The organism is Paenibacillus wuxiensis (genome assembly GCF_040195695.1).
GTDB classification, from domain to species: Bacteria; Bacillota; Bacilli; order Paenibacillales; family Paenibacillaceae; genus Paenibacillus_B; species Paenibacillus_B suaedae.
The window spans coordinates 342,296-365,017 of record NZ_JBEFZI010000004.1 but is presented as its reverse complement, the minus strand read 5'-3'; the positions used below and the strand labels follow the sequence as shown (position 1 = coordinate 365,017).

Annotated in this window: 24 protein-coding genes; 5 read left to right on the top strand and 19 right to left on the bottom strand. The window is 48.1% G+C overall.

What is annotated here, in order from left to right; genetic code table 11:
- Nucleotides 1-120: 120 nt before the first annotated feature.
- Nucleotides 121-2,319 (bottom strand): Ig-like domain-containing protein, encoded by a 2,199-nt coding sequence (locus tag ABN764_RS10685; protein WP_174809646.1) that lies wholly within the window; start codon nucleotides 2,317-2,319, stop codon nucleotides 121-123.
- 256 nt (nucleotides 2,320-2,575) lie between these two features.
- On the opposite strand from ABN764_RS10685, the gene ABN764_RS10680 reads away from it, so the two are divergent.
- Nucleotides 2,576-3,166 (top strand): lipoprotein BA_5634 family protein, encoded by a 591-nt coding sequence (locus tag ABN764_RS10680; protein ID WP_446671860.1) that lies wholly within the window; start codon nucleotides 2,576-2,578, stop codon nucleotides 3,164-3,166.
- A gap of 109 nt (nucleotides 3,167-3,275) precedes the next feature.
- Here ABN764_RS10680 and ABN764_RS10675 read toward each other — a convergent pair whose 3' ends face one another.
- Nucleotides 3,276-3,857 (bottom strand): TetR/AcrR family transcriptional regulator, encoded by a 582-nt coding sequence (locus ABN764_RS10675; protein WP_028531634.1) that lies wholly within the window; start codon nucleotides 3,855-3,857, stop codon nucleotides 3,276-3,278.
- A gap of 196 nt (nucleotides 3,858-4,053) precedes the next feature.
- Between ABN764_RS10675 and ABN764_RS10670 the strand changes: the two genes are divergently transcribed.
- Nucleotides 4,054-5,163, top strand: a complete 1,110-nt coding sequence (locus tag ABN764_RS10670) for a UDP-N-acetylglucosamine--LPS N-acetylglucosamine transferase (protein WP_028531633.1) — start codon at nucleotides 4,054-4,056, stop codon at nucleotides 5,161-5,163.
- A gap of 41 nt (nucleotides 5,164-5,204) precedes the next feature.
- Complete coding sequence (locus ABN764_RS10665) at nucleotides 5,205-5,579, top strand: permease (protein ID WP_446671859.1); 375 nt, start codon at nucleotides 5,205-5,207, stop codon at nucleotides 5,577-5,579.
- 166 nt (nucleotides 5,580-5,745) lie between these two features.
- Here the strand turns inward: ABN764_RS10665 and ABN764_RS10660 are convergent, their stop codons facing one another.
- From ABN764_RS10660 to ABN764_RS10580, 17 genes are all read right to left on the bottom strand, one after another.
- A complete protein-coding gene (locus ABN764_RS10660) occupies nucleotides 5,746-6,579 on the bottom strand; it encodes a C40 family peptidase (RefSeq protein WP_021254380.1) in 834 nt (277 codons plus the stop codon).
- A 422-nt stretch (nucleotides 6,580-7,001) separates the two neighbouring features.
- On the bottom strand, nucleotides 7,002-7,910 hold the full coding sequence (locus ABN764_RS10655; RefSeq protein WP_446671858.1) for a cation diffusion facilitator family transporter: 909 nt from the start codon (nucleotides 7,908-7,910) through the stop codon (nucleotides 7,002-7,004).
- 506 nt (nucleotides 7,911-8,416) lie between these two features.
- A complete protein-coding gene (locus tag ABN764_RS10650; RefSeq protein ID WP_446671974.1) occupies nucleotides 8,417-9,139 on the bottom strand; it encodes an N-acetylmuramoyl-L-alanine amidase in 723 nt (240 codons plus the stop codon).
- Nucleotides 9,123-9,542 (bottom strand): phage holin family protein, encoded by a 420-nt coding sequence (locus tag ABN764_RS10645; RefSeq protein WP_072727433.1) that lies wholly within the window; start codon nucleotides 9,540-9,542, stop codon nucleotides 9,123-9,125. Before ABN764_RS10645 ends, ABN764_RS10650 begins: the two co-directional genes overlap by 17 nt.
- A gap of 67 nt (nucleotides 9,543-9,609) precedes the next feature.
- A complete protein-coding gene (locus tag ABN764_RS10640; RefSeq protein WP_446671857.1) occupies nucleotides 9,610-11,238 on the bottom strand; it encodes an XkdV family phage structural protein in 1,629 nt (542 codons plus the stop codon).
- 54 nt (nucleotides 11,239-11,292) lie between these two features.
- Nucleotides 11,293-11,934, bottom strand: coding sequence for a hypothetical protein (locus tag ABN764_RS10635; RefSeq protein ID WP_446671856.1), 642 nt, complete (start codon nucleotides 11,932-11,934; stop codon nucleotides 11,293-11,295).
- Nucleotides 11,927-13,111, bottom strand: coding sequence for a baseplate J/gp47 family protein (locus tag ABN764_RS10630; RefSeq protein WP_446671855.1), 1,185 nt, complete (start codon nucleotides 13,109-13,111; stop codon nucleotides 11,927-11,929). The genes ABN764_RS10635 and ABN764_RS10630 overlap by 8 nt, the downstream gene beginning before the upstream one ends.
- The gene (locus ABN764_RS10625) at nucleotides 13,083-13,451 is read right to left on the bottom strand and encodes a DUF2634 domain-containing protein (protein ID WP_021254387.1); all 369 of its coding nucleotides are present in this window, start codon (nucleotides 13,449-13,451) and stop codon (nucleotides 13,083-13,085) included. Before ABN764_RS10625 ends, ABN764_RS10630 begins: the two co-directional genes overlap by 29 nt.
- Nucleotides 13,448-13,720, bottom strand: coding sequence for a hypothetical protein (locus ABN764_RS10620; RefSeq protein WP_446671854.1), 273 nt, complete (start codon nucleotides 13,718-13,720; stop codon nucleotides 13,448-13,450). Before ABN764_RS10620 ends, ABN764_RS10625 begins: the two co-directional genes overlap by 4 nt.
- Nucleotides 13,721-13,820: 100 nt before the next feature.
- Nucleotides 13,821-14,618 (bottom strand): phage protein, encoded by a 798-nt coding sequence (locus ABN764_RS10615; RefSeq protein WP_315742583.1) that lies wholly within the window; start codon nucleotides 14,616-14,618, stop codon nucleotides 13,821-13,823.
- Nucleotides 14,602-14,922: a phage baseplate plug family protein gene (locus ABN764_RS10610; RefSeq protein ID WP_446671853.1), complete on the bottom strand. Its 321-nt coding sequence runs from the start codon at nucleotides 14,920-14,922 to the stop codon at nucleotides 14,602-14,604. Before ABN764_RS10610 ends, ABN764_RS10615 begins: the two co-directional genes overlap by 17 nt.
- 30 nt (nucleotides 14,923-14,952) lie before the next feature.
- Nucleotides 14,953-15,534, bottom strand: a complete 582-nt coding sequence (locus tag ABN764_RS10605) for a LysM peptidoglycan-binding domain-containing protein (RefSeq protein WP_446671852.1) — start codon at nucleotides 15,532-15,534, stop codon at nucleotides 14,953-14,955.
- Nucleotides 15,535-15,604: 70 nt separating this feature from the next.
- A complete protein-coding gene (locus ABN764_RS10600; protein WP_446671851.1) occupies nucleotides 15,605-17,608 on the bottom strand; it encodes a hypothetical protein in 2,004 nt (667 codons plus the stop codon).
- Between the two features lie 164 nt (nucleotides 17,609-17,772).
- Nucleotides 17,773-18,057: a hypothetical protein gene (locus ABN764_RS10595; RefSeq protein ID WP_005542653.1), complete on the bottom strand. Its 285-nt coding sequence runs from the start codon at nucleotides 18,055-18,057 to the stop codon at nucleotides 17,773-17,775.
- 59 nt (nucleotides 18,058-18,116) lie between these two features.
- Entirely contained in the window at nucleotides 18,117-18,521 is a 405-nt protein-coding gene (locus tag ABN764_RS10590; RefSeq protein WP_446671850.1) for a phage structural protein, read from the bottom strand.
- Nucleotides 18,522-18,749: 228 nt separating this feature from the next.
- Entirely contained in the window at nucleotides 18,750-19,748 is a 999-nt protein-coding gene (locus ABN764_RS10585; RefSeq protein WP_174810620.1) for a DUF3383 family protein, read from the bottom strand.
- Nucleotides 19,749-19,754: 6 nt separating this feature from the next.
- Nucleotides 19,755-20,216 (bottom strand): hypothetical protein, encoded by a 462-nt coding sequence (locus ABN764_RS10580; protein ID WP_174810619.1) that lies wholly within the window; start codon nucleotides 20,214-20,216, stop codon nucleotides 19,755-19,757.
- Between the two features lie 355 nt (nucleotides 20,217-20,571).
- On the opposite strand from ABN764_RS10580, the gene ABN764_RS10575 reads away from it, so the two are divergent.
- Nucleotides 20,572-21,036: an ArpU family phage packaging/lysis transcriptional regulator gene (locus tag ABN764_RS10575; protein ID WP_021259509.1), complete on the top strand. Its 465-nt coding sequence runs from the start codon at nucleotides 20,572-20,574 to the stop codon at nucleotides 21,034-21,036.
- A 176-nt stretch (nucleotides 21,037-21,212) separates the two neighbouring features.
- Complete coding sequence (locus tag ABN764_RS10570) at nucleotides 21,213-22,397, top strand: MFS transporter (protein ID WP_326848298.1); 1,185 nt, start codon at nucleotides 21,213-21,215, stop codon at nucleotides 22,395-22,397.
- The last annotated feature ends 325 nt before the right edge of the window (nucleotides 22,398-22,722 follow it).

Here is a 22,722-nt window from a genome sequence, read left to right as displayed (position 1 = left end):
CTTGTTTCAGAATTAGATTCCCAACTCTTACTTGCAGCATACAATCGTAAAATCAAAACAGGGACTGCACATGCAGTCCCTGTTCTGTGTTCTCTGACTAATCCCATTTTGAATTAATCCTTATTTCACCGTTACACGCAGTGATGTGCTCTTGCCGTCCAATGTCAGCTTCAAACTCCCACTGCCCTTGGATACACCTTGCACCGAACCACGCGACGCCTTAATCTTCACATTGGAAGGAACGAATGTCACGGAGGACGTCACATCCACAACTTCACCTGTATCATAAATCGCCTGAACCTTCCACGATGCAGACTGACCGATGCCCAGCTTCACCGTTGTCGGATTTGCTTCCAGCTTCAGCAAGCGAGGCTTCACATGCACTGTAACCTCCAGCTTTCTTCCTTGATACTCACCGACCAGCTTCGTGCTGCCAATAGCCACACCCTTGACAGTAGCTCCACGAACCGTCGCTACCTTTTCATTTTCAATAGTCCACTTAATACGCGAAGCAAGCGCAATCGTCTTTCCGTTCTTGTAGGTTCCTGTTACCTTAACCGATTGGGACTTGTTCACGTTCGTACGAATTTCAGAAGGAACGATGTCATACTTCACAATCTCTTCTTCGATCGTTGCTTTCACAGTCACTTTCACATTGGAAAATGTTCCTGTCAACGTCGCACGTCCTGCAATGAGACCCTTCATGTTCCCCTCGCGAACGAGCAAGTTCGGAGAACTTGATTCCCATTTCACTTGAGTCGTTACATTTTCCTCTGTACCATCAGCATAAATCACATTTACTTCTGGCAATGGCTGCTCACGACCCGTTACGATACTGATATCCGCCTTGTTCGCCTGCAATACGAGTGCCTTGCGCTGAACATTTACTTCCAAAGGAAGCGTTTGATTGCGAATGCTCGCAGTCAGGAAAGTCGTTCCCGGTGCTGCTGCCTTCATCTTGCCATCTTTAACGGAGACAACACTTTCATTAGAAGATGTCCACTGCACCAGTTCCGATACATCAAGCGTATTGCCGCTCAAGGATACCCCACTGATCTTAGGCAAAGGCTTCACATCTTCCAAGATTAGCTCCTGCTTGCGAACGTCTCCAGGTTTTGCATTCTTATCTTCTTCCGTCCATTTCAACTTCTCGATCGTCGGGTATACCGTAATCTCAACCGACTTCGTCAGCCCTTTGTAAGAAGCTGTTACCGTTGCAGTTCCTTCGCTCTTCGCGTAGACCTTGCCGTGTTCTACCGTTACAGCCATCAGGTTGCTTGATGTCCACTCTGCAAGATCACTAACATCCTGCTGATTATCAGCCGAATTGAGCACGAAGGTCTGCACTTGCAGCGGCCCGTCTCCCAGCATCATGTGCTGTTTCTGATCCGGTGTGATGCGCATCGCTTGGTAAGAAGCACGTACGACCACTGTAATGGATTGCGAAGCCCCAAGATAGTTCGCCGTTACCGTTGCCGAACCTACGTTGATAGGCTTGACTTCTCCGTTCTTCACTTCGACGATATTCGCATCGCTTGTTGTCCAATCTGCCTTACCTGTTACATCTTCGAGCTTGCCGTCAGCAGTCTTCGCCTTGGCGGTTACGGTCTTGGAAGCTGCACCGTATTCGAATTCAACCAGCTTTTCTGGAGACAGCTCCAATTTGTCGTAAGGCTGTTCAACCTTCAGCTCGATCTTCGTGCTTAATCCTTTATGCTTAATGGTAATGTCCGTTTTACCCTTGGACTTCAGCGTAATGACCCCTTTATTCACATCCGCTACATCTGTATTGGAGGAAGTCCAGGAGGCTTCAGCCGTAACATCATTGTTCGTATTTGTCGATTTGTCCAAGGCGAATGCCTTCCAGGCAAGCTTGTCTCCAAGATTCGCCTTCACTTCATTGGCAACCTCTTGATCCGTATCCCCTGTGCGAATAACGATCTTGTCATACAAGTATTCGGATACAACCGTTTTCTTCAATGTATATCCTTGATATTTCACTGTAATTTCCGAAGTACCTTTTCCAGCGCCGCTTACCCAACCAGCGTCTACTTTGACAGCACTCGGATTCGAGGACGTCCACGTAGCCAAGCTCGTAACATCTTTCTTATCCGTCTTTCCGCTGATTGTACCAAGCACCTTCAATTGTACAGAGGAACCTTCAACTGTGACGTGTACTGGAGACACATCTGATTCAAAAGCAATACCTGTAAACGAATCTTCTGCATGAACGATACCTTGGATTGGCAGCATACCGAATAGCAACGTGCATACGAGCGCTATGCTAAGCCATGTCGATTTTTTCCTTGATGGGTACACCTTATCTTCTCCCTTCCCGTTTTGCTCCTGTGAGCCAATGGAACAAAAAAGTACATATCTACTATAACGGTAAAAAGGAGGAGAATTATTATCTTATGCAGGCAACTTCTTGCGAGCAGCGGCTATTTTGATACTATAGTCCTACTTTCTTACGAGATTGAAAGAGTGCTGTCATCTAAACCAATGGCAACAAGATGATCCCTCCTGTATCGTTAACGGTGTAAGAATCAATACTGGTAATTGAGGTGGATGACGAATGAAAAAGAACCTTGGCATAGTAGCTACCATGATACTTGTACTTGTAATGGCGACAGGCTGCAGCCTATTCGGCCCTAAGGCAAATGGACTGATTATGTATGGAACGGATGCTCAAATTAAAGATGCTCTGGAGAGCACGAAGAATGATGTGTCGAAGACAGATGATTTCTCATTGAAATATGATGCAAAGCAAGCGGATGACCGTATCATTGCGATCAGCAAATCAACCGCTCAAGGCTTGTTCAATAATGGGTTGCTTCAACAAGTGAAGGACAAAGACACAACAGAAGTGATTGCGAAGCTGCCTGAAGTAACAGGCGACAATGCGGTGATCTTCGCGAAGACAGATACAACGGTGACAGAACTGAAAGGTGTGAAGCTCGCTGGTCAGTACGGTGGCGATATTGTAATTGGGGAGTCACGCGGATTTGCCCAAACGATTGTGCTGCTCGATGATGCAGCTTGGGAGAAGCTGAACGCAGACAAGCTTGGCTTAACGGTTGCTCATTTCAAGAAGGATCCGAAGAGTGCACTAGTTGACTTGTCTAAGAAATTAGAGAAAGCTCAGATGGTCGTCATTAAAAAGTAAGATAGCTATTTTATAGTCTCCACACAAAAGCACCCTTCTGCAGGTTCGACCACGCGTTCCTATTTGAAGGGTGCTTCTCTTTTGTATATCAACATCCGTCCTGGCTTCCTTATGGCTGGCGAATCATTAACCCTTCCATAAAATGAAGGCGAAAATAATCCTTAATCGCTTCCTTATCGAGCGGAGCATTCAGCTTGTTCCATTCGGTCGTAAGCGCTTTGTACAATTGAAGCATGACGAAGCTGACGACCTTCGGGTCACCTTGCTTCACTTCTCCACGCTCCATAGCCACACGCACTTCGCGCTCTATGTACTCAAGCAATTCCTGTTCCATCTTAGCCAGCGCTTCCTTCGCCATCGGCGTCCCGAAGTCGCGCAGCTCCTGGGACAGCTTCAATGCCAGCTCATGGCGGCTTCTATATTCCAGCACACGATCCAACACACGATACAGCTTATCAATAAACGGTCTATCCTCGGTGATTTCCCGATCCGCGATCTCTTTCATCTCGTGGATGAGCTGCTGCAAAATCTCATCGAACAGCTCCTCTTTGTTCGTAAAGAACGTATAAATCGTTCCTTTGCCTACCTTGGCAATCTTCGCTACTTGATCCATCGTCGTCGCTTTGTACCCGAACAGAGCAAAGGATTGCGCTGCCGCTTCCACGATTTGTTTTCGGCGGTCTACGGTCACATCCCCCGCCTCCTTTCTCCTGGCGCACATTTGACTGAATGACCAATTAGAAATTATGGTCATATGCCGTTACCTGAACCTTATCATACCTGCCTGTGAATTTCAACTAAACCAAGGAAAATGAACGCTCAGTTTCGACGTAATTGGCTGATGCTTCCTTTCAACTTTCAGGTTATAATGGAATGTGGGTGAGAACATGCGAAAAAAGAGAATCATCCTTCTATCTGAAGGATTCGGTACAGGCCATACGCAGGCAGCCTATGCCCTATCAGTCGGACTGCGCCAGCTGGAGCCCGATGTCCAAACACGCGTCATCGAGTTGGGCAAGTTCTTGAATCCGACGGTCGGGCCGCTAATCTTCGCTGCTTATCGGAAGACGGTAAGCTCACAGCCGAAGCTGGTTGGACTCTTGTATCGAAAAAAATATAAAAAATCGCTGAACCGCGTCACACAGCTCGCATTGCATCGCATTTTCTACACACAAGCTTCTCATGTGCTCGATCAATTGCGTCCTGATGCGATTGTGTGCACTCATCCATTTCCGAATATCATCGTATCGCGCCTGAAGCGCTCTGGTCTTCATCTTCCCTTATATACATTGATTACGGACTACGATGCGCATGGTACGTGGATGAACCCAGAAGTTACAAAATACCTCGTCTCCGCGCCAGAAGTACGGAACAAGCTCCTGGAACGCGGGATTGATGATAGCCGCATTGTTGTTACTGGCATTCCTGTTCATCCGAAGTTCTGGGAGCGCTGTCCTCAATCGGAAGCGCAGCTGGAGCTTGGATTGCGTCCGCTTCCGACCGTCATGATTATGGGCGGCGGCTGGGGATTGTCGCTGAATGAAGATTTGCTCCAGTACATGACGACATGGCGCGAACATGTCCAGCTTCTGTTCTGCATGGGCAGCAATCAGAAGGCAATCGCTCGGATGGAACAGGATCCATTGTTCCAGCATCCGAACATACATATATTCGGCTACACGCAAGAGGTGTCGCGTCTGATGGATGCTTCCGATTTACTGGTAACGAAGCCTGGGGGAATGACTTGTACAGAAGGAATGATGAAGGGCATCCCTATGCTCTTCTATGATCCAATCCCTGGACAAGAGGAAGAGAACTGTGAATATTTCATGGAGCATGGTATGGGTGAGAAGATCGAATCCTCGGATACCATTGCACGTTGGTTCAACGAATTACAGCACCACTATGACCGGCTGCGCGAGAAGCGGCAGCTTGGTGCTCTTGCTATGACGGATCCTGAGGCCTGTGCCCGAACCGTGTTGCAATTGCTGCAATAATCATCTACGATTAGGATCTTAGCCAAGGAGTTGATTGCAACATGCTGTTTACTGGAGTAGGCTTCGTCGGATACGCCCTTATCACGCTTGCTCTTCTCATGAGAGCACTCGGCTGGATTACAGGAGCGTTCCTATTCGCTGCCATCATTATTGCCGGTTTCTTCTGTTTCGGTATCGTTGAGAACCGCTTAGGCCTCAGACATCGGATGGTGCGGTATGTCGATTACGCCCCACTCATGGTGCTTGTCATTGCCTATGTTCTCTATCAGGATGATATTGTACGCTACACAACTACTGCTCTACTGCTTCCAATAAGCTTGCTAAGCTCATGGGCTGCAGTTGCCATGGCGAAGACGAAGAAATATCGCACAAGACCGAAGATCGATGAACAACAAGGGCCTCCAAAATATCAATAACTAGGAACCGCCGTGTTCCATTTTAATGGATGTGGGACGGAACATGCATCAGCACGCTTGAATTCCTCTTCCTACGAACAAGTAAGGGCTATCTACCAACAGCTTTCCCTGTTGAATAGATAGCCCTTTTTGATGCGTGCATATGCAGTATGCTCGATGAACGCTTCTATTTTACTACGCTTCCTCCATACAGGAAACGATGTTCCCAGCTAGTGTTGCTCACCGTGTCGATCCGTACGCCGCCTGAAGCTTTGGAATATGTATGAATGATTTTGCCATTGCCCAAGTAAATGCCGACATGTGTAATTCGCTCTTTTGATTTATTTACATTTTTATAACTGGATGCACTGGATCCCTTATAGGACATGAAGAACATCAAGTCCCCACGCTGCAGTTGGCTGATACTCTTCTTCACGCCGCCTTTATCCTTAATATAAGTGCCTTGCTTCCGGGAGTCTGTCGGCAGTACGATTCCTAATGCTTCCTTATAGACTTGGCGTACAAAGTCGGAGCAATCAAATGTTTTGGTTGTATTCCGATTCGATCCAAATTCATAAGGCGTGCCCATGTATTTCTTCGCTACTTTCTCCACTTTGTCCATCTTCGCAGCCTTACTTGATGGAACAGAAGTTGTAGGTTTATTATTTGAACTTCCTGAAGAGTTAGAGCCGGATGTATTCCCTACTCGTATGTATTTGCTCTGAGAGCTTACATAGCCCGTGTTGCCTTTGGTATCCTTCACTTTGTACCAACTGCTGTTGGGCTTGTCCAAAATTGTAACGGATTCGCCTGTCTTCACCAATCGAATGATTGAGGATGAAGTACTCGGCTTCGTTCTCAAATTGACGGACTGAACAATCTCTCCGCGATTCTGGTTGGAGCTCGTTACAGATGCAGCTTGTACATTGCTAGTTGCTGCAGGTGCCGCATGCAATGACGGCAATATCATCTGCCCTGCCATTGTGAACATCATTATGCCTAACAGTAATTTCTTCTTCATAGAAATCCTCCTCTAAGTTGTTGTTACATTACTGTAATCGTGAACCGAATGTGAGTTGATGTTCATATGAACAAGATGTCAATTGTTTCTATAATTAAGTGGTTATTCTATTTCTGTAATGACATCCCATTTCCCCTACGCCTAATTATATAGAGTCTTCTTCGTCGGTTTCTATCGGCCTATCCTCTTAAAAAAGACAAAATTGTAACCTTCTCTGTGGGTCTTTGTGCCTATTAATTGGTTGATTCATGGGGTGAATACCAGATTTAAACAATCGGGCCCGTTCCCAGTACTACTCTTTCGAAGCTTATTTACGTGATCTGCTCCGTCTGTCCGTTTTACTAGAAATACAAAAAAACGTGCCCTGAGGACGGATGTTACCGTCACTCGCGGGCACGCTGGTCGCGTTCTATGATCATACATTACACCAATTGCTGATGAATTGTTTTGCTTGTATCTGTATCCATTGGCTCCACATGCACATGTACATGAGTAATATTATGCTTGCGCTTCATACGCTGCTCAATATCGTCACAAATATGATGTCCTTCAATAAGGCTTAGCTTCGGATCAACCTGTACAACTACATCAACGAGAACCAGACTTCCATGCAGGCGCGCCTTCACTTCCTTAATCTTGCGCACGCCTTCTGTACTCTCTACCGTCTTGCGCAGGCGATCCAGCTGCGCTTCATCGAATCCGTCCGTCAATGTATGAGTTGCTTCTCGGAAAATATCCCATGCTGTCTTGCATATAATGAAGCCTACCGTTAAGGCGGCAAGCGGATCGAGCCAGCTAATGCCAAGCTGAGCGCCGAAAATACCAACTGCTGCGCCAATACTTACAAATGCATCTGACCGGTTATCTTGTGCTGCCGCCATAAGCGCCTGATTACGAATGCGCTCTGCCAGCCGCTTATTATATGAGTACACCGCGTACATCACAATCGCACAGCCAAGCGCTACCCAACCCGTAAGCGGGTTCGGGGTTGTCGACTCGCCCTGGAACAATGCTTGTACCGTGGATATGATCACTTGAATCCCGACTGTCGCCATAATAAAGGAAGCAATTAGAGCAGCGATTGTCTCCGCCCGCAAATGACCGTAAGGATGGTCATGATCCGGCGGCTTCTGCGAAATTCGCAGTCCGATAAGTACAGCAAGCGATGCGACGATATCGGTCAAGTTATTCCATCCATCTGCTTGCAGCGCCTTCGATTGGTAGAATAAGCCGATAGCTAGCTTGAATGCGGATAGGGCAATATAGGCAGCAATGCTGATCCATGCTCCTTTTTCCCCTTGTTTCATATCTGCATATATGTCCGCGCTCACGCTGACCCCTCCCTGACTCCTTATTACCAGGCATATTATGGAATATGCCGTTCCAACCCGGAATCCTATCTTACCTCACCGATCCCGTGTGGGTCTACAGAAACAGTGTTGCCCCTTCTTACAACAATTGAACCGGCAACAACCTGTTGGAACCGGCAAGGAAAGTTGAGTCCACTAAGGAAAGTTGTTCGGCGGCAACAATGTCACATTATGTTAGATTGTGCAGTCAGGAGGGGAAATATTCTTGGTTGTGAGAAGGAGCATGGACAGGGATATACAGCAATCGCAATCGTGCCAGTTCTTTATCTTTGATGACATATCAGCGAAGGTATGGGTGTAAAAGCGAACAGCGCTTTTTTCGATGATCCAGATCAATACTAAACGCATCAACTTTTAAGCCTTGCCCATATGATAAGCGGTTAAACATCGCTATGCGAATAGAGCAAGACTTCGTTGGGAAGTAATTGATTCTCCATCTCCGTTGAATGTGGCCTCATTCGTTTAATTTACTTGCTGCCTCCGCGGACAACAACCTGCCTCTTCACCGCTTCCCATTGCACGCTCATTCCGCTTCGTTCCGCAACATCGCGTACCGGAATATAGACTTTGTTATCAATTAAGTAACCTTGCGAACTTTCTTTGGGTGCACCTTCCCAGATGACCTTCACTCGCTCGGCACGCAGCTGCTGTTCGGTAGTCGGATTGGGCGATGGCGGCTTCGTACCACTAGTGTCGCCTGACATCGCTTCCTTAGCCTGCACCACCATGTCCATAAATTGTTGCCAATGCGGCAGCAGTCGGGACGGACAAGCCTTCCCGCTCCAATGTTTGTGCGGCATGATGCGTTCCAGTGCAATGCCATACTTGCTAGACAAGATGGCAAGCAGTTCAGCAGCATTGCGCCATGCGGCCTGCTCGTTGATCCCTGCGTACATACATACTTCGATGCCAATGGACAACGCATTGCCAGGGCCTGTCCCATCCCCAGCATGCCATCCCTGCTCATGATCTCGCAAATGCTGATACACACTCTTATCATCCACCGTATAGTGCCAGCTCTTTTTCGCCCCACCACTACCGTTCAACAAATATCTTGAATGCGCTTCTGCTGTCGCCCCCGCATCCGTATTGTCCGTATTGTGCACGGTAAGATACATCGGCTTCATGGCAAGGTTCGGTTTATTCGCCCTTCCGTCTGGAATCAGGCGCTGCTTAATGTCGATGCTCATCATGAATTCCCCCTTTTCCCTTCAACACTTCCACCGCCTGCTTAATAACCGGCGGCAGCGGTACGCCTAGACGTCCGCCATTTTCAATAATCGACAACAGTTCATTTGCCATATAAAAAAAGACCGTCGCATCTCTGAGTAGATGCTGCCCTCCAAGCACCACATCCACCTGATGCGCGATCGATACGATTACGAAAATAAACACCTTGCGTGCAATGCCTATAAGTCCTACACTGCTACGCAGCTTTCCTTCAGTTCCAGCAGCCATAATGCCAGTGACGTAATCCGCCACGGTCATGATAAGCAGCACTTGCAGCAGCATCGGCCAGCCGCCAAATAGCAGTGCCGTCAATCCTCCACTGGCCGCAATGCTTGATTTTAGCAGTACGTCCCATCTTTCCATGTCAATCCCCCTCTCAAATTGAAATAGCCCTCATGTAAACATGAGAGCTATTATCGAAAAGTAACTCTTAATAATACACCAATGTTCCGATTGCAGACGCCTTTAATGTAGCGCTATATGAGTACTTATACGGCTTTCGAAAAGAAAACTCAGCCACAATTGAGACAGGGCCATTTATGTCAAACGTACTTTTAAAATCTAGCCACTTTCCCTTAGGCCATTCTGAATTAGGATCATTATAAATATATTCTGTCGCCTTGTACGATCTCCCAATAATAATAGGGTGATCATTACTTTCGTACCGTCGTGTCCTAGAATAGGCCGCACTAATAATTTGTTCCTCTACTCCATGTTGATCCTTAAACAATATACGAACGCCCGCTTGATTGTAGTCAGCATTAAGATCTGGTTCATTTTCGACGTGTAACCCCCCAGAAAAAGCCAGGAAAGACTTCATATTCACCGTAGCTATTGTGGTTTGCCAAGTATCTACTTGCCAATCTTCTTGTACTGTACGAGAGTTAGAACGCTGAAAATCTATAGGTTGTATGATCGGTGGAGTCTCAGTTTTAATCTGTCCAATTTTCGAAGCAAGCGTAGAAAAATCGTCATTTGCGGATGCAGGTACTCCCTTGGCGTTGATTGCACCCGCGATGCGATTTTTCGCGTCAACGCCAGATTGCTTTAGCTGATCAAGCTCAATTAAGATATTGCGGTCGTTGACCATAACCCCCTGCGTTCCTTTTAGAACGAGGAATCCGCCATCACTTACTACGGCTACGTTGCCCGGATTATTCGGGTCAGATGCTCCAATGTAACCAGAACGGTTCCCAGACTGTTTTGCGAAGAAGTTAATATATTGATGCGTGGTTCCCTTTAGGGTTAAAACTGGACCGTCTCCTTGTATGGTCGCTCCACCTTTGACGTTTAAACTCCCGTCCATAGTTTGGCTTCCTGAGGGGTCAACGTTCCATTTTTCATTACCTGATCCCCTCTGAACTGAGAATCCGCCTTTTGTTATCCATCTACCAGTACGGGAATCCCACATACCAGTGACAGACTCATCATAGGTTTTCATCGCCAATCCCCAGTGGACTCTTAGAGCATTGTTGTAAACATCATAGGTGGCGTTGTCCCCCGTACCATGAGTAAACTTCATAATGCTCCCATATCCAGGGAACCCTACGCTTCCGTCGAAATCCCCACCAGTTTTATGCATATAGCCAGCCAATATTTTTTCTAATTCATCACTTGCCACCATTCCTCCCCATTCATTCCACTTACCAACTTCGTTTTTCGTTCTCACTGCTAAACGGCTATCTTTCTCCCACGCCATTTGATACGTAATGCCTACCTCATCTTCGTACACGAAAATGAGTCCACGAACAAAACCACTCGGTGTACTGATATGTGCCTCGTTGAATGAATACACTCCGAGCTTGTTCCATTTGTTGATATCGCGGTCAGGAGCAATTTGGGCTGTCCCGTCATCACGTGTGATCTTGGCAGCCTGTACATGTTCCTTCTCTGCTGCTTTTTCCCTAACTTCCTTCAATGCTTCATACGTCTTATTCATTTGCCAATTCAGCCAAGCTGCGGGAGGCTTATCTTGGACTTTCCAGCCTTCGTCGAGTTTGCTTTGCGGGGGCTTTACCCCTTTTTCCTTCCATTGTGGAAGCTCTTTTTCGAATGCCATGTATCGTCACCTCATTTATCATTAGTAATCCTTCTACTCTATCGAACTATTACTCTACACGGGTAGCACATAGTCATTCCCTGGTACATAAAGATCGCCCAGCGTGCCGCCTAAGGTCATATCCTCATCAGCAAGGCCATGCTCAGATTGTTCAAGTGCATCGTAGGCGGATGCCAGCTCGAACGTGCCCGTCAGGCCGACCTGCGTCACGCGGACACCAGCGGCGACGAGGCTCTCGACAAGTGAAACGAATTGCGAAGGGCTTAGCCCAACGCCGTTCAGTTTCTCGTACGGCACCTCTGTAACTTGAATCGCCGCAGGTTCGGGCTGAATCGGGTCATCGTACTGCTCCGCGATGCGAAACTCGTCCGGTGCTGCTCGAAGAGCTAGAGCGAGCACCTCAATGACGGAATCCAAGCTGCCGCTTGAATTCATGCGGGCCAGCTTGGAGCGCAGAAGCAGTCGATAAACCTCGTCGGTCGCTTGACCACGCGCTTGTCCCAGATTGCCACCTATCTCATCCAAAGCAGCGCCTTCTGCCTGCTCGATGCTTTTCCATTCGGATATTCGCTGAATCGTACTGCTTAGCTCATTCATCTGCTTCAGCCATACATTTACGAGCTGAGCGAAGCGGCTGCTGCCTTCCTTTGCGATGACATCCGGCAGCAGCTCCATTACCTCTGGCAGCTTAAACATAGGTTACCGCCACCTTTATCCGTTCAGGTGTCACACGAGCCACTTCATAAAGCGGAATGCTTACGTTGCCGCTGACGAATTCGCCATCGCCGAGCTTCACCTTCAACTCGAGCACTTCCTCGACGCCAGCCACATTCTGAATGGACGCCAGCAAACGACTGTACACGATACGAGATCCCTGCGGAAGTCCTGTGTAGTCTTGCTGATCCGCGCCGACGCCGCCAATATACTGCGCAATCGCCGTGACGATGTCCTCCTTCCCACGAGAAGAAAATGACGAAGTTGCCTTCACTTCTGCCTCAATATGAGCATCAAGCAGCTTCATGCGGCTAAAACGAACATCATGCTCACCACCGCTGACATCGCGAACCTTTACGGTTTTTGTTCCGTCTGTTCCAATTCCCGCTGCTTTTTTATCAAAAATGGTCTGCGCAATCCGCTCATCCTGACCACCATACACGTACGTACGAATCGACTTCGCTGGAATGCCTTCCTCGTTCGTCTGCATCGTATCGTTCACACGTACAGCTGCTGATTTTACATCCGGAATTTGCAGCAGGGCAGATACAATTGCATCCACGGTTGCCGCATGACTGCCATCTCGTGCGGCACGCAAACGGTCACGGAACTCGACATCATTTTCCCGTTCACGCCCCTCTGCCATACTAGCTGGGTTCGTAATGCTCGTAATTTCCTTCACGGAAGTAAGTATTTCTGTAATGGAATCAGCAGGTACGTTACCGATAATGCCTGGTACAGTCGCCACCACAGCAACTTCTCCCTTGCCCGAATCGTCCAATACGCAATCATCCACCGTCATGAACCACACGCCTGATTTCGTACCAACTTGTAGTCCTGCTGGAACGATAAACTTCGGAACGCCTGTCAGCTTGATATTCCCATAAGCCGCCTGCTCCAGCTTGCGGCGCAGCCCATAGAATACCGCCAATGCATCAAGCTGCACTCCTGTTGCATATTGAATGTATGACTCGTGGTATACCTGCTCGACATCTTCCCACAGCACAGACAAGTGCCATGCAAAGAGCTGCATCATCATGCCAAGTGGCGATGTCTCCGAGGTATTGATGTCCTGTCCGAGCTGCTTGCCTAAATCCTCAACCATTTCTTCATAAATTTCGTGATAGGTTTTACGCTTCAATCCCGCTGCCGTCAGCATAGATAAGCTCAACCTCCTCTCCTTCAGAGCTTGTCATGACTAGGCGTACTTGAGCTGTACGCGAGTGCTTGTCTCTTGTCACTTCTACATCCTCGACCGATTGAATGCGCGGTTCATCCATAAGGCAGCGCATAATCGCCTCGCGAATGGTATCCTCATCTACCTGCTTGCCAACCATTCGCTCATGATCCAAGCCCATATCCGGCGCAAAAAAATACTCGCCCAAGCGAGTACCCAACCGAATGCGAACCGCTTGCGTTAATTCCTCACGCCCATCGATCCAAGCAATTTGTCCATCTGATAATTGAAGATCTCCGTCTTGAAGCGCCCACGTCCTCATCCTCCAGCCACCTTTCCGACAATGACGCCGCCACCTTTGCTGGCCTCTGTAAATACAACCAGTACACGGCTCCCACTTTCGATCACGATGTCTTGTGCCTGCTCTAGAATCGGCAGCTGATATCGAATAAGTCCAGCTTCGCCTTCCAGCTCCACATCAGCCGTGCCCACTCCCATGCTCACAATCGTACCCAGCTGCGCTCCTGCTGTTCCCGAGATTCGATGATCCATCCAGGCTTCCAGTGCACTGACCGCTCGATTTGCGCCCATAGCGTCACCTCCTTGTCGCTTAATCGCATTATCATTGCATTGAATTTCTGGGCACACTCACGCTTATCGCCCTTACTCCTTTTGCAAATGCAATGAAAGGTTAAATCTTAACCAAATCCACTTCCGTCACAAATTGATCCATCGAAATGGTATGCTTGCCCCGCTTCACCCGGTACACACCGTCAAAATCCTCACTAACCAATCGAAGCTGTGCATCTGCATGTAGCCGATAATTCAAGAGGGACGTCACGCGCACACCCTTAACTTTGTCCTCTTCATACGATTGCGGGCTGTCAATTAACCCGCTGTCTGCGGATAAACGAACGATGCCCGTCACCTCTAATCCGGCTCCAGTAAGAGGTTTGAAATGCAGCTTGCCTTGCCGCGTAAACACTTCCGTATTGCAATCACGAGCTGCCCGGCGTATCGATGCAACTGGATCGCCTTTCACAATGAATCCCTTCATATAAGCATGATTGGAGCCAAGCTGCACGGCTCCATGCGGAATTTGCGCCCGACTTAACAGATCATGAATAATTTCGCTAGCCTTCGTGCCCGGCCGATACGTATGTGCCATTTCATATAAGGAAACTGTCAAATCATCCTTCACTTGAATCGTCGTCACCCGATCCATCTGCTCCCGCTTCGTTCGCACCTCTACAATGTTGCCCTGAAGCACAGTGCCGAGATCCTTGCCGTAACCCGCATTGACAATGACTCGCATCCCCGTGCGAATGTTCGCCAGCGTATGCTTGGACAAGTTGTACAGCTCCACGGTGGATTCATTCGGTTCATTGTTATCATCAAAATCTACGTGAACATTCATTGTCAGATCACCGTAGTTGAATCGATAGCCACCAATCAAAATCTCGCACCCGCGATTAAATAAGTATTCCATCGTCATCCCCCAAATGCAGGTAAACAGACTGCCCAAGTGTATCCCACGTAATCTGTTCTTCCGGATTATCCCCATACGGGACGATGAGCTCAAGCGGGAACTCCCGCGTCTCCATACTGACGAACAGCGGCATTCCCCATACCAACTTTACGCCTAGCGCCAATGGAGTATCCCCTTCCGATAAATCCACGGTAAAATAATCATGGGTAAAGTTGTAGCGTACTTCGAACGTATAGGTTCGATCGCCCAAATCCATATCAAATGAGTAAGGAACAAGATCTTTGTCGATCCCGATGATCGCCATCCTTCTCCTCCTTTCTGAAGCTTCCTTGCCTTACCGATCCTGCATGTATTGCTTGCCTCCACCACCTGAAGGCCTGCTGCCTTTTTTCTTCTTATTGATGTAACCGAGTAAAAGCTTGGTACCTTCTATTAATGGGATTGCCGGATTGATAATACTGTTGGCCACTTTAACAATCGTAGCGCTAACCTTGTGATAAGTTGAGATATCCCACAACGATTGTCCATTCCGCACTGTATGAGACTCCGGTTTTGGACGATACGAAGTATTTCGCTTGCCTGAGCGACTCTTCGGTTTCACAGCTGCCTTCTTCTTCGGTGGCAGTTTGCTGTACGCTGGCTGGACAATGTTGACCTGCTTCAATGACATTGTGAAAGTCATGCCATTGGCGATTGAACTATCATGCGCAGTTCGCAAGCTGGTGATGACACAGTTCAGCATCATATTGCGTCCTGTGTATTGGAGCAGCTTGCCTTCATTCATCGCCTTCACCAGGCGCTGCTTGTAATTGGCTGCCTGTGGCCCGATCAACAACCCTTCCAGATGAAGACTTGCAGTATCCCTCTGGATATGATCCGTAATCGTGCCGCCCTTTTCCACATTGTGACTGCTCACCTGTACCGAGTATTCCGGTTCCTCTGAGATAACGAACAGTTCAACTCCACCTAATTTGCTTTTTCGCGTATTAATAGGACATCATGCCTCCTTCCGCCACCTGAGGTCTCGGGATAGGCTTTGGCTTCGGCAGCTTGTCTGCAATGCTGCGCTCGAACGCACGGAACGAGGCATCATATTGCTCACGCGCGATTCGTTTGATCTCTTCAATCATGCGGTTATCGATATAACCATTCACGTTCAGGTTCATCGTCACATTGCTGTTCGTACTAACTTCCATACTGCCGGCTGCTCCACCAACTCTAGGCATATTAGGCGTTTGAGATGTTGGCATTGAAGGATCAGTTGTACCCGCTCCAGATGGTACGGAACCTGCTAATGTTTGCATGCTGCTACTATTTGCAGAATAAGCTTGTACACTCGAAGACACCGTCGAAGCTGCTAGTGCACGATTTTTTGCGAATAGGTTGGATCTCACCATCGGCCTAACTTGCTTCTCTTCTTCCTCTTCCTTTACTTTCTCCTCATCTTCCTTCGGGAGAAAAAGCTTTTCTGCTGCCCATAAACCTGCATCGACAGCCAGGCCGCCAATAAATCCAGCTGGATTCCATCGCAGGAACCTCGTCGCCTTGCTTACTGTGCGGGCGCCTTTTATCAATTTCCCCAACCAGCCAACCTTTTTCGTTGCAGATGCGGCCTTACTTACATCAGATGCAGTCGATGCGGCCTTTGCTGCATCGGCCATTGGTTCCACTGCAGATTGCACAGATTGGATAGTCTCAGCTGTTGACTGAAGAACTGCTGTTGTCTGGACGGTTGTAGAGTCTGAATTGCCCTCTTCCTCTTCTTTCTTCTCTCCTCCGAACAGCCTCATCGATATGCTGCCGACCGCCGCCCCAAATAGCCCCCACTTTCCAAACTTTTTCGCTTTTCCCAACATTCCGCCCCTGGATTTTTGGCCATATCCTGTGCCGGATTTACCGTTGCCTGCTTTAGAGCTATTCTGCGGTGTGCCTTGTCCTTGCCCACTCGTACCCGAGGCAGCCTTGCCAAGATCCTGCTGAGCATTGGGGCCAGCGGATGAGGAGGACTTCTGTCCAGTATTCATCGCTTGTCCAAGATCTTTATTAGGGGAACTTCCGACGTCTCTATTCTGACCTTGAGCTGCCCTCCCCAGTTCTTTAAAATCATTTTTCTTCTTGTACGTCGTTCTTTTGAAGTTCTTACTCTTTGATCTACTTATTGTTTTATTTGCACGTCTTTTGCCATACTTCGCTTGACCTAATCTTTTGTTTTTACCTTTGTCCTTTTTCCGTTCTTCCTTCTTCTCATCGGAAGTATCATCTGTAACCGACATGTCGCTGCCTTCTCCACCGTCAGTTCCGCCAGAACCTCCATTACAGCAACACTTCGAATCTCCATCTTTTCCGGCCTTTTCTCCCTGAAAAAATTCCTTTACGAGTTTCCCGTTTTCTTTCGCATCCCGAATCTTCGTTACCTCATCATTCAGGTTGTAGAGAAAATCTTGACCGGAGCGAATATAATCCATTATGGACTTCGATTTGTCCTCTGCCTTTTTCCCTGACTTTCCATTTATCGTTGTGCTGACCTGCACCAAGGCAGACATGCTCTGGGACTGAAACGACGCAAATGTTGTAGCTAGCTGCTGCGATAGTGAAGAGGACAACTGCTGAGCGATAGACACGGCAATCTCATTTGTATTTTCAATCGTGACCTCATTTGAAGTTGATGAGTCCACATTTGCAGATATCGATATCGTTGGCGAATTTGTGATGCTTAGTGAAGTCACCTGCTTTTGTAAGGAGGTGATCATCATGTTCATTTTGGAAAGCAAATTGCTTTCAGACGAAGCAGATGCGGAAGCAGATGAAGCGGCCGAAGCTAAAGCGAGCCCCCCTATCTTCGGCGTCTTCCTTCTTGCATTTCGCTTCATCTCCGCGGTCTGTTCCTTAATGCTGTCCGTCAATATGCGGGAGACGACGCCCATCTCATCGAGCTTCCCGTTCATGGTGCGCAGTTCGCGGTGAATATTTTTGGAGATCCGATCATCCATTGGGTTAACCCCCTCCTTTCCCGTACATCCATTCCACAGCGGCGGCGGCTTCGCACAATTCCTCAATACTCATACCGCTCGCTTCTGCATACGTAATGCCGCCCCGGCTGTTCAGGACGACACGCCAGAACAATTGCCGGAGCGGATTGCGGGAGATGGATTGCTTATACGTCGGATGATTCGGATTCCAAGGGTGTATCGACCATGCCCAAGAAGCGCGCACACTCCAGCCAGAGCGGCGTCATCAGATCGGTCTTCTCTTCAAGACCTTCCCAGCTTAGGCGCGGAGACACGATGACATGTTGGAGGAAAAAGTCCATCGACGCTTCCAGCTTCCATCCCCCGTCTGCCTTCAATGCTGCATCATACAATCGCATGAGCGCCCGCGCGCCCGGATGCTGCAGCACATATTCCTCAGTTTCAATCGTTACTGTCTTTTGCTTACTCACAAGTAGCCACCCTTTCCGAATCCGTTTTATTGAAATTTAGCTCCTAAATTTTTACTTCACTATTCTGTTTGATGCATATAATCGAGAACTTGGATTTCAAATTCACGATCCTCAAGCTCTGAGCCGTACGAAGCAGCCGGCAGCTTCTTGATGACAGCCTGATTACCGCTAATTGTTTCTCCTGGCTTGTTATTGGACTTCACCATAATTTTGAATAATTTCTTCTCATTCCCCAGTCGATACAAAAGGGGCAATTGTGGGGACGTTGACATCACCGTCAGCTTAATCGTGCCGAGCGGATTGTTCTTATAGGCAATCGCTACCTCGCCGCGCGCGCCGACATGCGTCACCGTCTGCTCCTCGTCCTTTTCACAGGTAACGAATGTATTCTCGCCAAATCCCGTAATGTGTTCTTCGTTAATGATTACAGATACTTGCTTTGCATCATAAATACCGATACTCATAGATAAGCACCATCCTTTAATAGAAAATGTTGTGTGATAAACAAATCACTTTTTAGCACCGAGAAGGTTGCAAGACTCGAAGAAAGAAGCGCGGAGTGTAGGCGACTACATGAGCACTTGAAATGTTTCCGAAGGAAACATGCTTCGAAAGCATATGCTTTTCGAGAGTGAATGCAAGATTCGATGTCGAGTTACTTCTTGTCATGCCTCGTGATGGAAAGTGATTCACTAGAAGCGGATAACACCGTTCACCTTCACCTGATGCACCGCGCCCGCGATCTCGAACCAGAACGAGCCGCCGCGATATTCGCGGTTCGCGCGATCGCTTGGATTTACCTCATTGCGAGACAGGAAGGACGTACCGAACAACGGCTCGCCGCTGTCGGCTGTCGCGATGATGCCCATACGGGAAGATTCCAACAGCACGTTGATCACCGCGCTCTCAATTTGGACAATTCCTGCATCCGTGTACGGAATTTTGCTCGATTGATTGAGCAAGTTCTGAATTTGCATTTCCATGCGGGCACGCACATAATCACGCGCCATAATGACGTCGATATATTCACCGGACAGCGTCTTGCCTTCCGAAGTGCGAGCCTCGCCTTGCTTGTTCACGTACGTAATTGCGCCGCTGTCGTGAATTTCCATCAATTCGCCAGCTGTTACCTTCATCGCGTCGATGCCGGTGCACTTCTTGAACTTCCACGTCACAGAGCCCACTTCAGCAGAACCAACCGAACCTACGAGCGCGGCTTCTGGATATACCGCGGCATCCGTGTGATAGAACACGACCGTACGCGTATAAGCCTTGGACTTCAGCGCTTGAAGCTTCGTCTTATCAGCAGTACGTGTAAAGAACAGACGGTAATCTTCCTTCTCAATCTCTGCGGCCAACGCCTCAACTACAGCATCGCTATTATCAGAGGAGAGCAGATAGTACCAGCCGTTATCGACTACAGAGCGAAGGCGAGCTGCTGGTTCCTCCTTCTCATCACAAGCTGTAATCGCAATGCGAGCCGGTGAGCGATCGCCTTGTCCAAAGAGCGCCTCCGCCATTTTGTATTCCGCTGTCGTATCCGCGAAATCATCCTTGACCGCCTTGAGATCCCCGTATTCTTTATAGGCAGAGCCTCCGGCTTTTTTCCCGATAATAAGCGGCATTCCGAAGGACAACCGACCTGTAGGCTTTTGTAAATCAATCGTTACTTGTACGTCTTGAATTGACATGAACAATCACTCCTTCTTTTCGTTTCGTTGTAATTCCACTTTTTCGATGAATGTAAAGTTTCGCTCGAAGCGATCCTTCATGCGAAGCCTAATGCGGAGACCTAGTCCGGCAGTCGGCTCCGTCTTCCACTGCGCTGGCCCCATATGCACCTGCACGGCTGGGATTGTCGTCAAGCACTCCAATCCTTCCGTCCACTGCCAGCCGAGCAAATCCCGGCAGCGTTCCACCATATCCATGCGATCCTTGGAGCAAATGAGAAGAAGCCATTCCATCTCAACAACCTTCTCAATCATCCCTTGTGATTCCGCATGATGGGGCGAGCAATCGATGTAGGGCTCAGCCACGTCGTACGCGATAAGCGGCTCGGTCTGATCCGCCTTCAGGCCGTCCAAGGGAACAACCGGCATGTTCAATGCCTTCCCCATGGGCACGAGCCATCGTTCTACAATGTCGCGATATACAATCAATCCACATCACCTCCCTTCATCTACTGGGAAAATTGCTAATCTTGCATCCTGCTCATTTGCTAATCGGCCATCCTAATAGAGCCTCATGCTGCTTGCTTGAAAATAGCGAAGGCAGCTTCCTTTCTGCTCACGATGTCCACGTTAATAGTATAAAACGGCGAACACCTGTTTGGTTTAAACTCGTTTTATAGTTTCTTTTTGATTTGTTTTTAATTATTTATAGGAACAAATGTTCTTGTTTTTGTGGTATAATGGGAATACCTGCCCACGGTGTTCCATTTCGATGCTGGACCCAATAGATAAATAGGAAGTACACAACCTCGAGTATGAATGGAAACAAAGGAGGCCTTGCCTAATGGTAATGGGATTCATGGACATGCCAGAGCATGAAGCGATGGATGCGAAGCAAGCAAAAGCACGAATTGATGAGGTATTTGCCAAATACAGAATGTGCAAGGTTATGAAGTTCGCAGTTCGCGAGGCGCGGATTACAACGAATTATGAAGCGAGAGAAAATGGCGCGACGAACCGGGTCGGCGATCCGACTGCCGCAGTAGCGGTCTATAATACAGATAAAGCGAGCGAATGTCTGGCGTTTTGCGAGCTGATTGAGTCCATCGTGCACGAATTGGAGCCGGACGAACAGCTGCTCATCCGCGAGCGATATATGAAGGAAGCTCGTATGACGGACACGAAGGTGTACAATTTCCGATTCGATCCCCCAATCAGCGCCGTAACCTACGGACATATCCGCAAGCGCGCATTCGCCAAGCTGCTGAATGCCTTCCAGTACGCCTTTCGTTCGACCAAGACATCATAATGCATGGAGATATGCTGAACGTAAACTAGCCGACCAGGATGCCATCATCTTAGGTCGGCTTGTTCTTATCTTGCGAGTGAATAAACACGATATCGGACAAGCAGGAATACTTTTCTGTTGCACATTCGTATTTAGGTTACTATAATAGTAGTAACTTTTTATTCAATCAGAAAGGAATGTCTCTCTTGAACTTTCGTGTATATATTTTGGCAGTAGCCGCATTCGTTGTCGGCACAGTAGAGCTTATTATCGGGGGAATCCTCGATCAGATAGCTGCGGATTTGAACATTTCCGTCAGTGCAGCCGGGCAGCTGATTACGATCTTCTCGATTGCCTTTGCGATTTCGGCACCAATTTTAATGAATCTCACAGCCAAATTTGAACGCAAAAAACTGTATATTGTCTTTTTGTTCATCTTCCTAATCTCGAATCTTATCGTGGCGTTCAGTTCGAATTATGCTACATTGCTCGCAGCCAGAGCCTTGTCGGCATCCAGCGGCTCGCTGCTTATCGTGTTGTCCATCACGATTGCCTCGAAGCTCGTCCAGCCGGAATATAAAGGGCGCGCCATTGGCGTCATCTACATGGGCATCAGCGGATCACTCGTCTTAGGCGTTCCTATTGGGATGGTTATCGGAAATGCATACGGATGGCGGGCGCCGTTCCTGCTAGTTGTGGGACTGACTGCAATTGCAATGCTAGGGATTTATGCCTTCTTATCGAAGGTTCCCCCTTCCGAGGTTACGACCCTGCGTACACAGTTCGTTTCATTGAAGAATGCGAAGCTCGTCAGCGGTCATCTTATTTCGTACTTGATGCTGACAGGGCATTTGACCCTCTATGCATATCTGACACCTTATTTACAGGAGACGTTCCAGCTTAGTCCAGGCATGACCAGCATTGTGTACTTCTTGTTCGGCTTGGCAGCCGTATCTGGCGGAGGGCTTGGCGGCTTGATGGCGGATAAATGGGGAACAAAACGCTCCATTTTGTTGATTGTATCAAGCTTCGCGGTGATCATGTTTGTCCTGCCGCTGACGGCACAAGTATCGTTCTACGTCTTCTTGATTGCGATGGTGATTTGGAGTGCGCTTAGCTGGGCATTGTCCCCGGCGCAGCAAAGCTATCTCATGCAGACTGCTCCCGATACAGCTGACATCCAGCTCAGCCTGAACTCATCGGTGCTTCATCTTGGTATTGCGAGTGGTTCTGTCGTTGGCGGACTTGTCATTGAACAGAGCTCTGTAGCCAATAATGCATGGGTCGGCTGCCTGTTCGTCCTGCTGGCGCTGGGAAGTGCCATGTTCTCTCTGACTCGTTCTTCCCGAGTTAAGGCCAATACAGCCGCTGCAGCTGAATAAATGAAGCAAGCCGAAGGCAGTTGATATGATACAAATTCCACGCTCTGGAATTGTGAATCCACGGGTTCAAATTTGGTTAATCACTTGGTTAATTGGATGCGAATTTATATTCATTGCGGGCGGATATTAAGCCCAAAAAACGACACTCTACTCCGAAAATTGGTGTAGAGTGTCGTTTTTTATTTTTGATTTTAGGAAATTTGATTTCAGTTACATTTCATTAACATGAAAGCGTTGACACGATACAATTTGTATCATATATTCTAAGTGAACCGCCATCATTTTCAGAATATGTAAGGAGGTGTAAATAACCCGAGAAATGCTA

Excerpts from the sequence above, each read along its gene's own strand:
- ABN764_RS10680 (WP_446671860.1), top strand. The coding sequence starts at position 2,576 with ATGAAAAAGAACCTTGGCATAGTAGCTACCATGATACTTGTACTTGTA.
- ABN764_RS10670 (WP_028531633.1), top strand. The coding sequence starts at position 4,054 with ATGCGAAAAAAGAGAATCATCCTTCTATCTGAAGGATTCGGTACAGGC.
- ABN764_RS10665 (WP_446671859.1), top strand. The coding sequence starts at position 5,205 with ATGCTGTTTACTGGAGTAGGCTTCGTCGGATACGCCCTTATCACGCTT.
- ABN764_RS10660 (WP_021254380.1), bottom strand. The coding sequence starts at position 6,579 with ATGAAGAAGAAATTACTGTTAGGCATAATGATGTTCACAATGGCAGGG.
- ABN764_RS10650 (WP_446671974.1), bottom strand. The coding sequence starts at position 9,139 with ATGAGCATCGACATTAAGCAGCGCCTGATTCCAGACGGAAGGGCGAAT.
- ABN764_RS10645 (WP_072727433.1), bottom strand. The coding sequence starts at position 9,542 with ATGGAAAGATGGGACGTACTGCTAAAATCAAGCATTGCGGCCAGTGGA.
- ABN764_RS10640 (WP_446671857.1), bottom strand. The coding sequence starts at position 11,238 with ATGGCATTCGAAAAAGAGCTTCCACAATGGAAGGAAAAAGGGGTAAAG.
- ABN764_RS10635 (WP_446671856.1), bottom strand. The coding sequence starts at position 11,934 with ATGTTTAAGCTGCCAGAGGTAATGGAGCTGCTGCCGGATGTCATCGCA.
- ABN764_RS10630 (WP_446671855.1), bottom strand. The coding sequence starts at position 13,111 with ATGCTGACGGCAGCGGGATTGAAGCGTAAAACCTATCACGAAATTTAT.
- ABN764_RS10625 (WP_021254387.1), bottom strand. The coding sequence starts at position 13,451 with ATGAGGACGTGGGCGCTTCAAGACGGAGATCTTCAATTATCAGATGGA.
- ABN764_RS10620 (WP_446671854.1), bottom strand. The coding sequence starts at position 13,720 with ATGGGCGCAAATCGAGCGGTCAGTGCACTGGAAGCCTGGATGGATCAT.
- ABN764_RS10615 (WP_315742583.1), bottom strand. The coding sequence starts at position 14,618 with ATGGAATACTTATTTAATCGCGGGTGCGAGATTTTGATTGGTGGCTAT.
- ABN764_RS10610 (WP_446671853.1), bottom strand. The coding sequence starts at position 14,922 with ATGGCGATCATCGGGATCGACAAAGATCTTGTTCCTTACTCATTTGAT.
- ABN764_RS10600 (WP_446671851.1), bottom strand. The coding sequence starts at position 17,608 with ATGGATGATCGGATCTCCAAAAATATTCACCGCGAACTGCGCACCATG.
- ABN764_RS10590 (WP_446671850.1), bottom strand. The coding sequence starts at position 18,521 with ATGAGTATCGGTATTTATGATGCAAAGCAAGTATCTGTAATCATTAAC.
- ABN764_RS10585 (WP_174810620.1), bottom strand. The coding sequence starts at position 19,748 with ATGTCAATTCAAGACGTACAAGTAACGATTGATTTACAAAAGCCTACA.
- ABN764_RS10575 (WP_021259509.1), top strand. The coding sequence starts at position 20,572 with ATGGTAATGGGATTCATGGACATGCCAGAGCATGAAGCGATGGATGCG.
- ABN764_RS10570 (WP_326848298.1), top strand. The coding sequence starts at position 21,213 with ATGTCTCTCTTGAACTTTCGTGTATATATTTTGGCAGTAGCCGCATTC.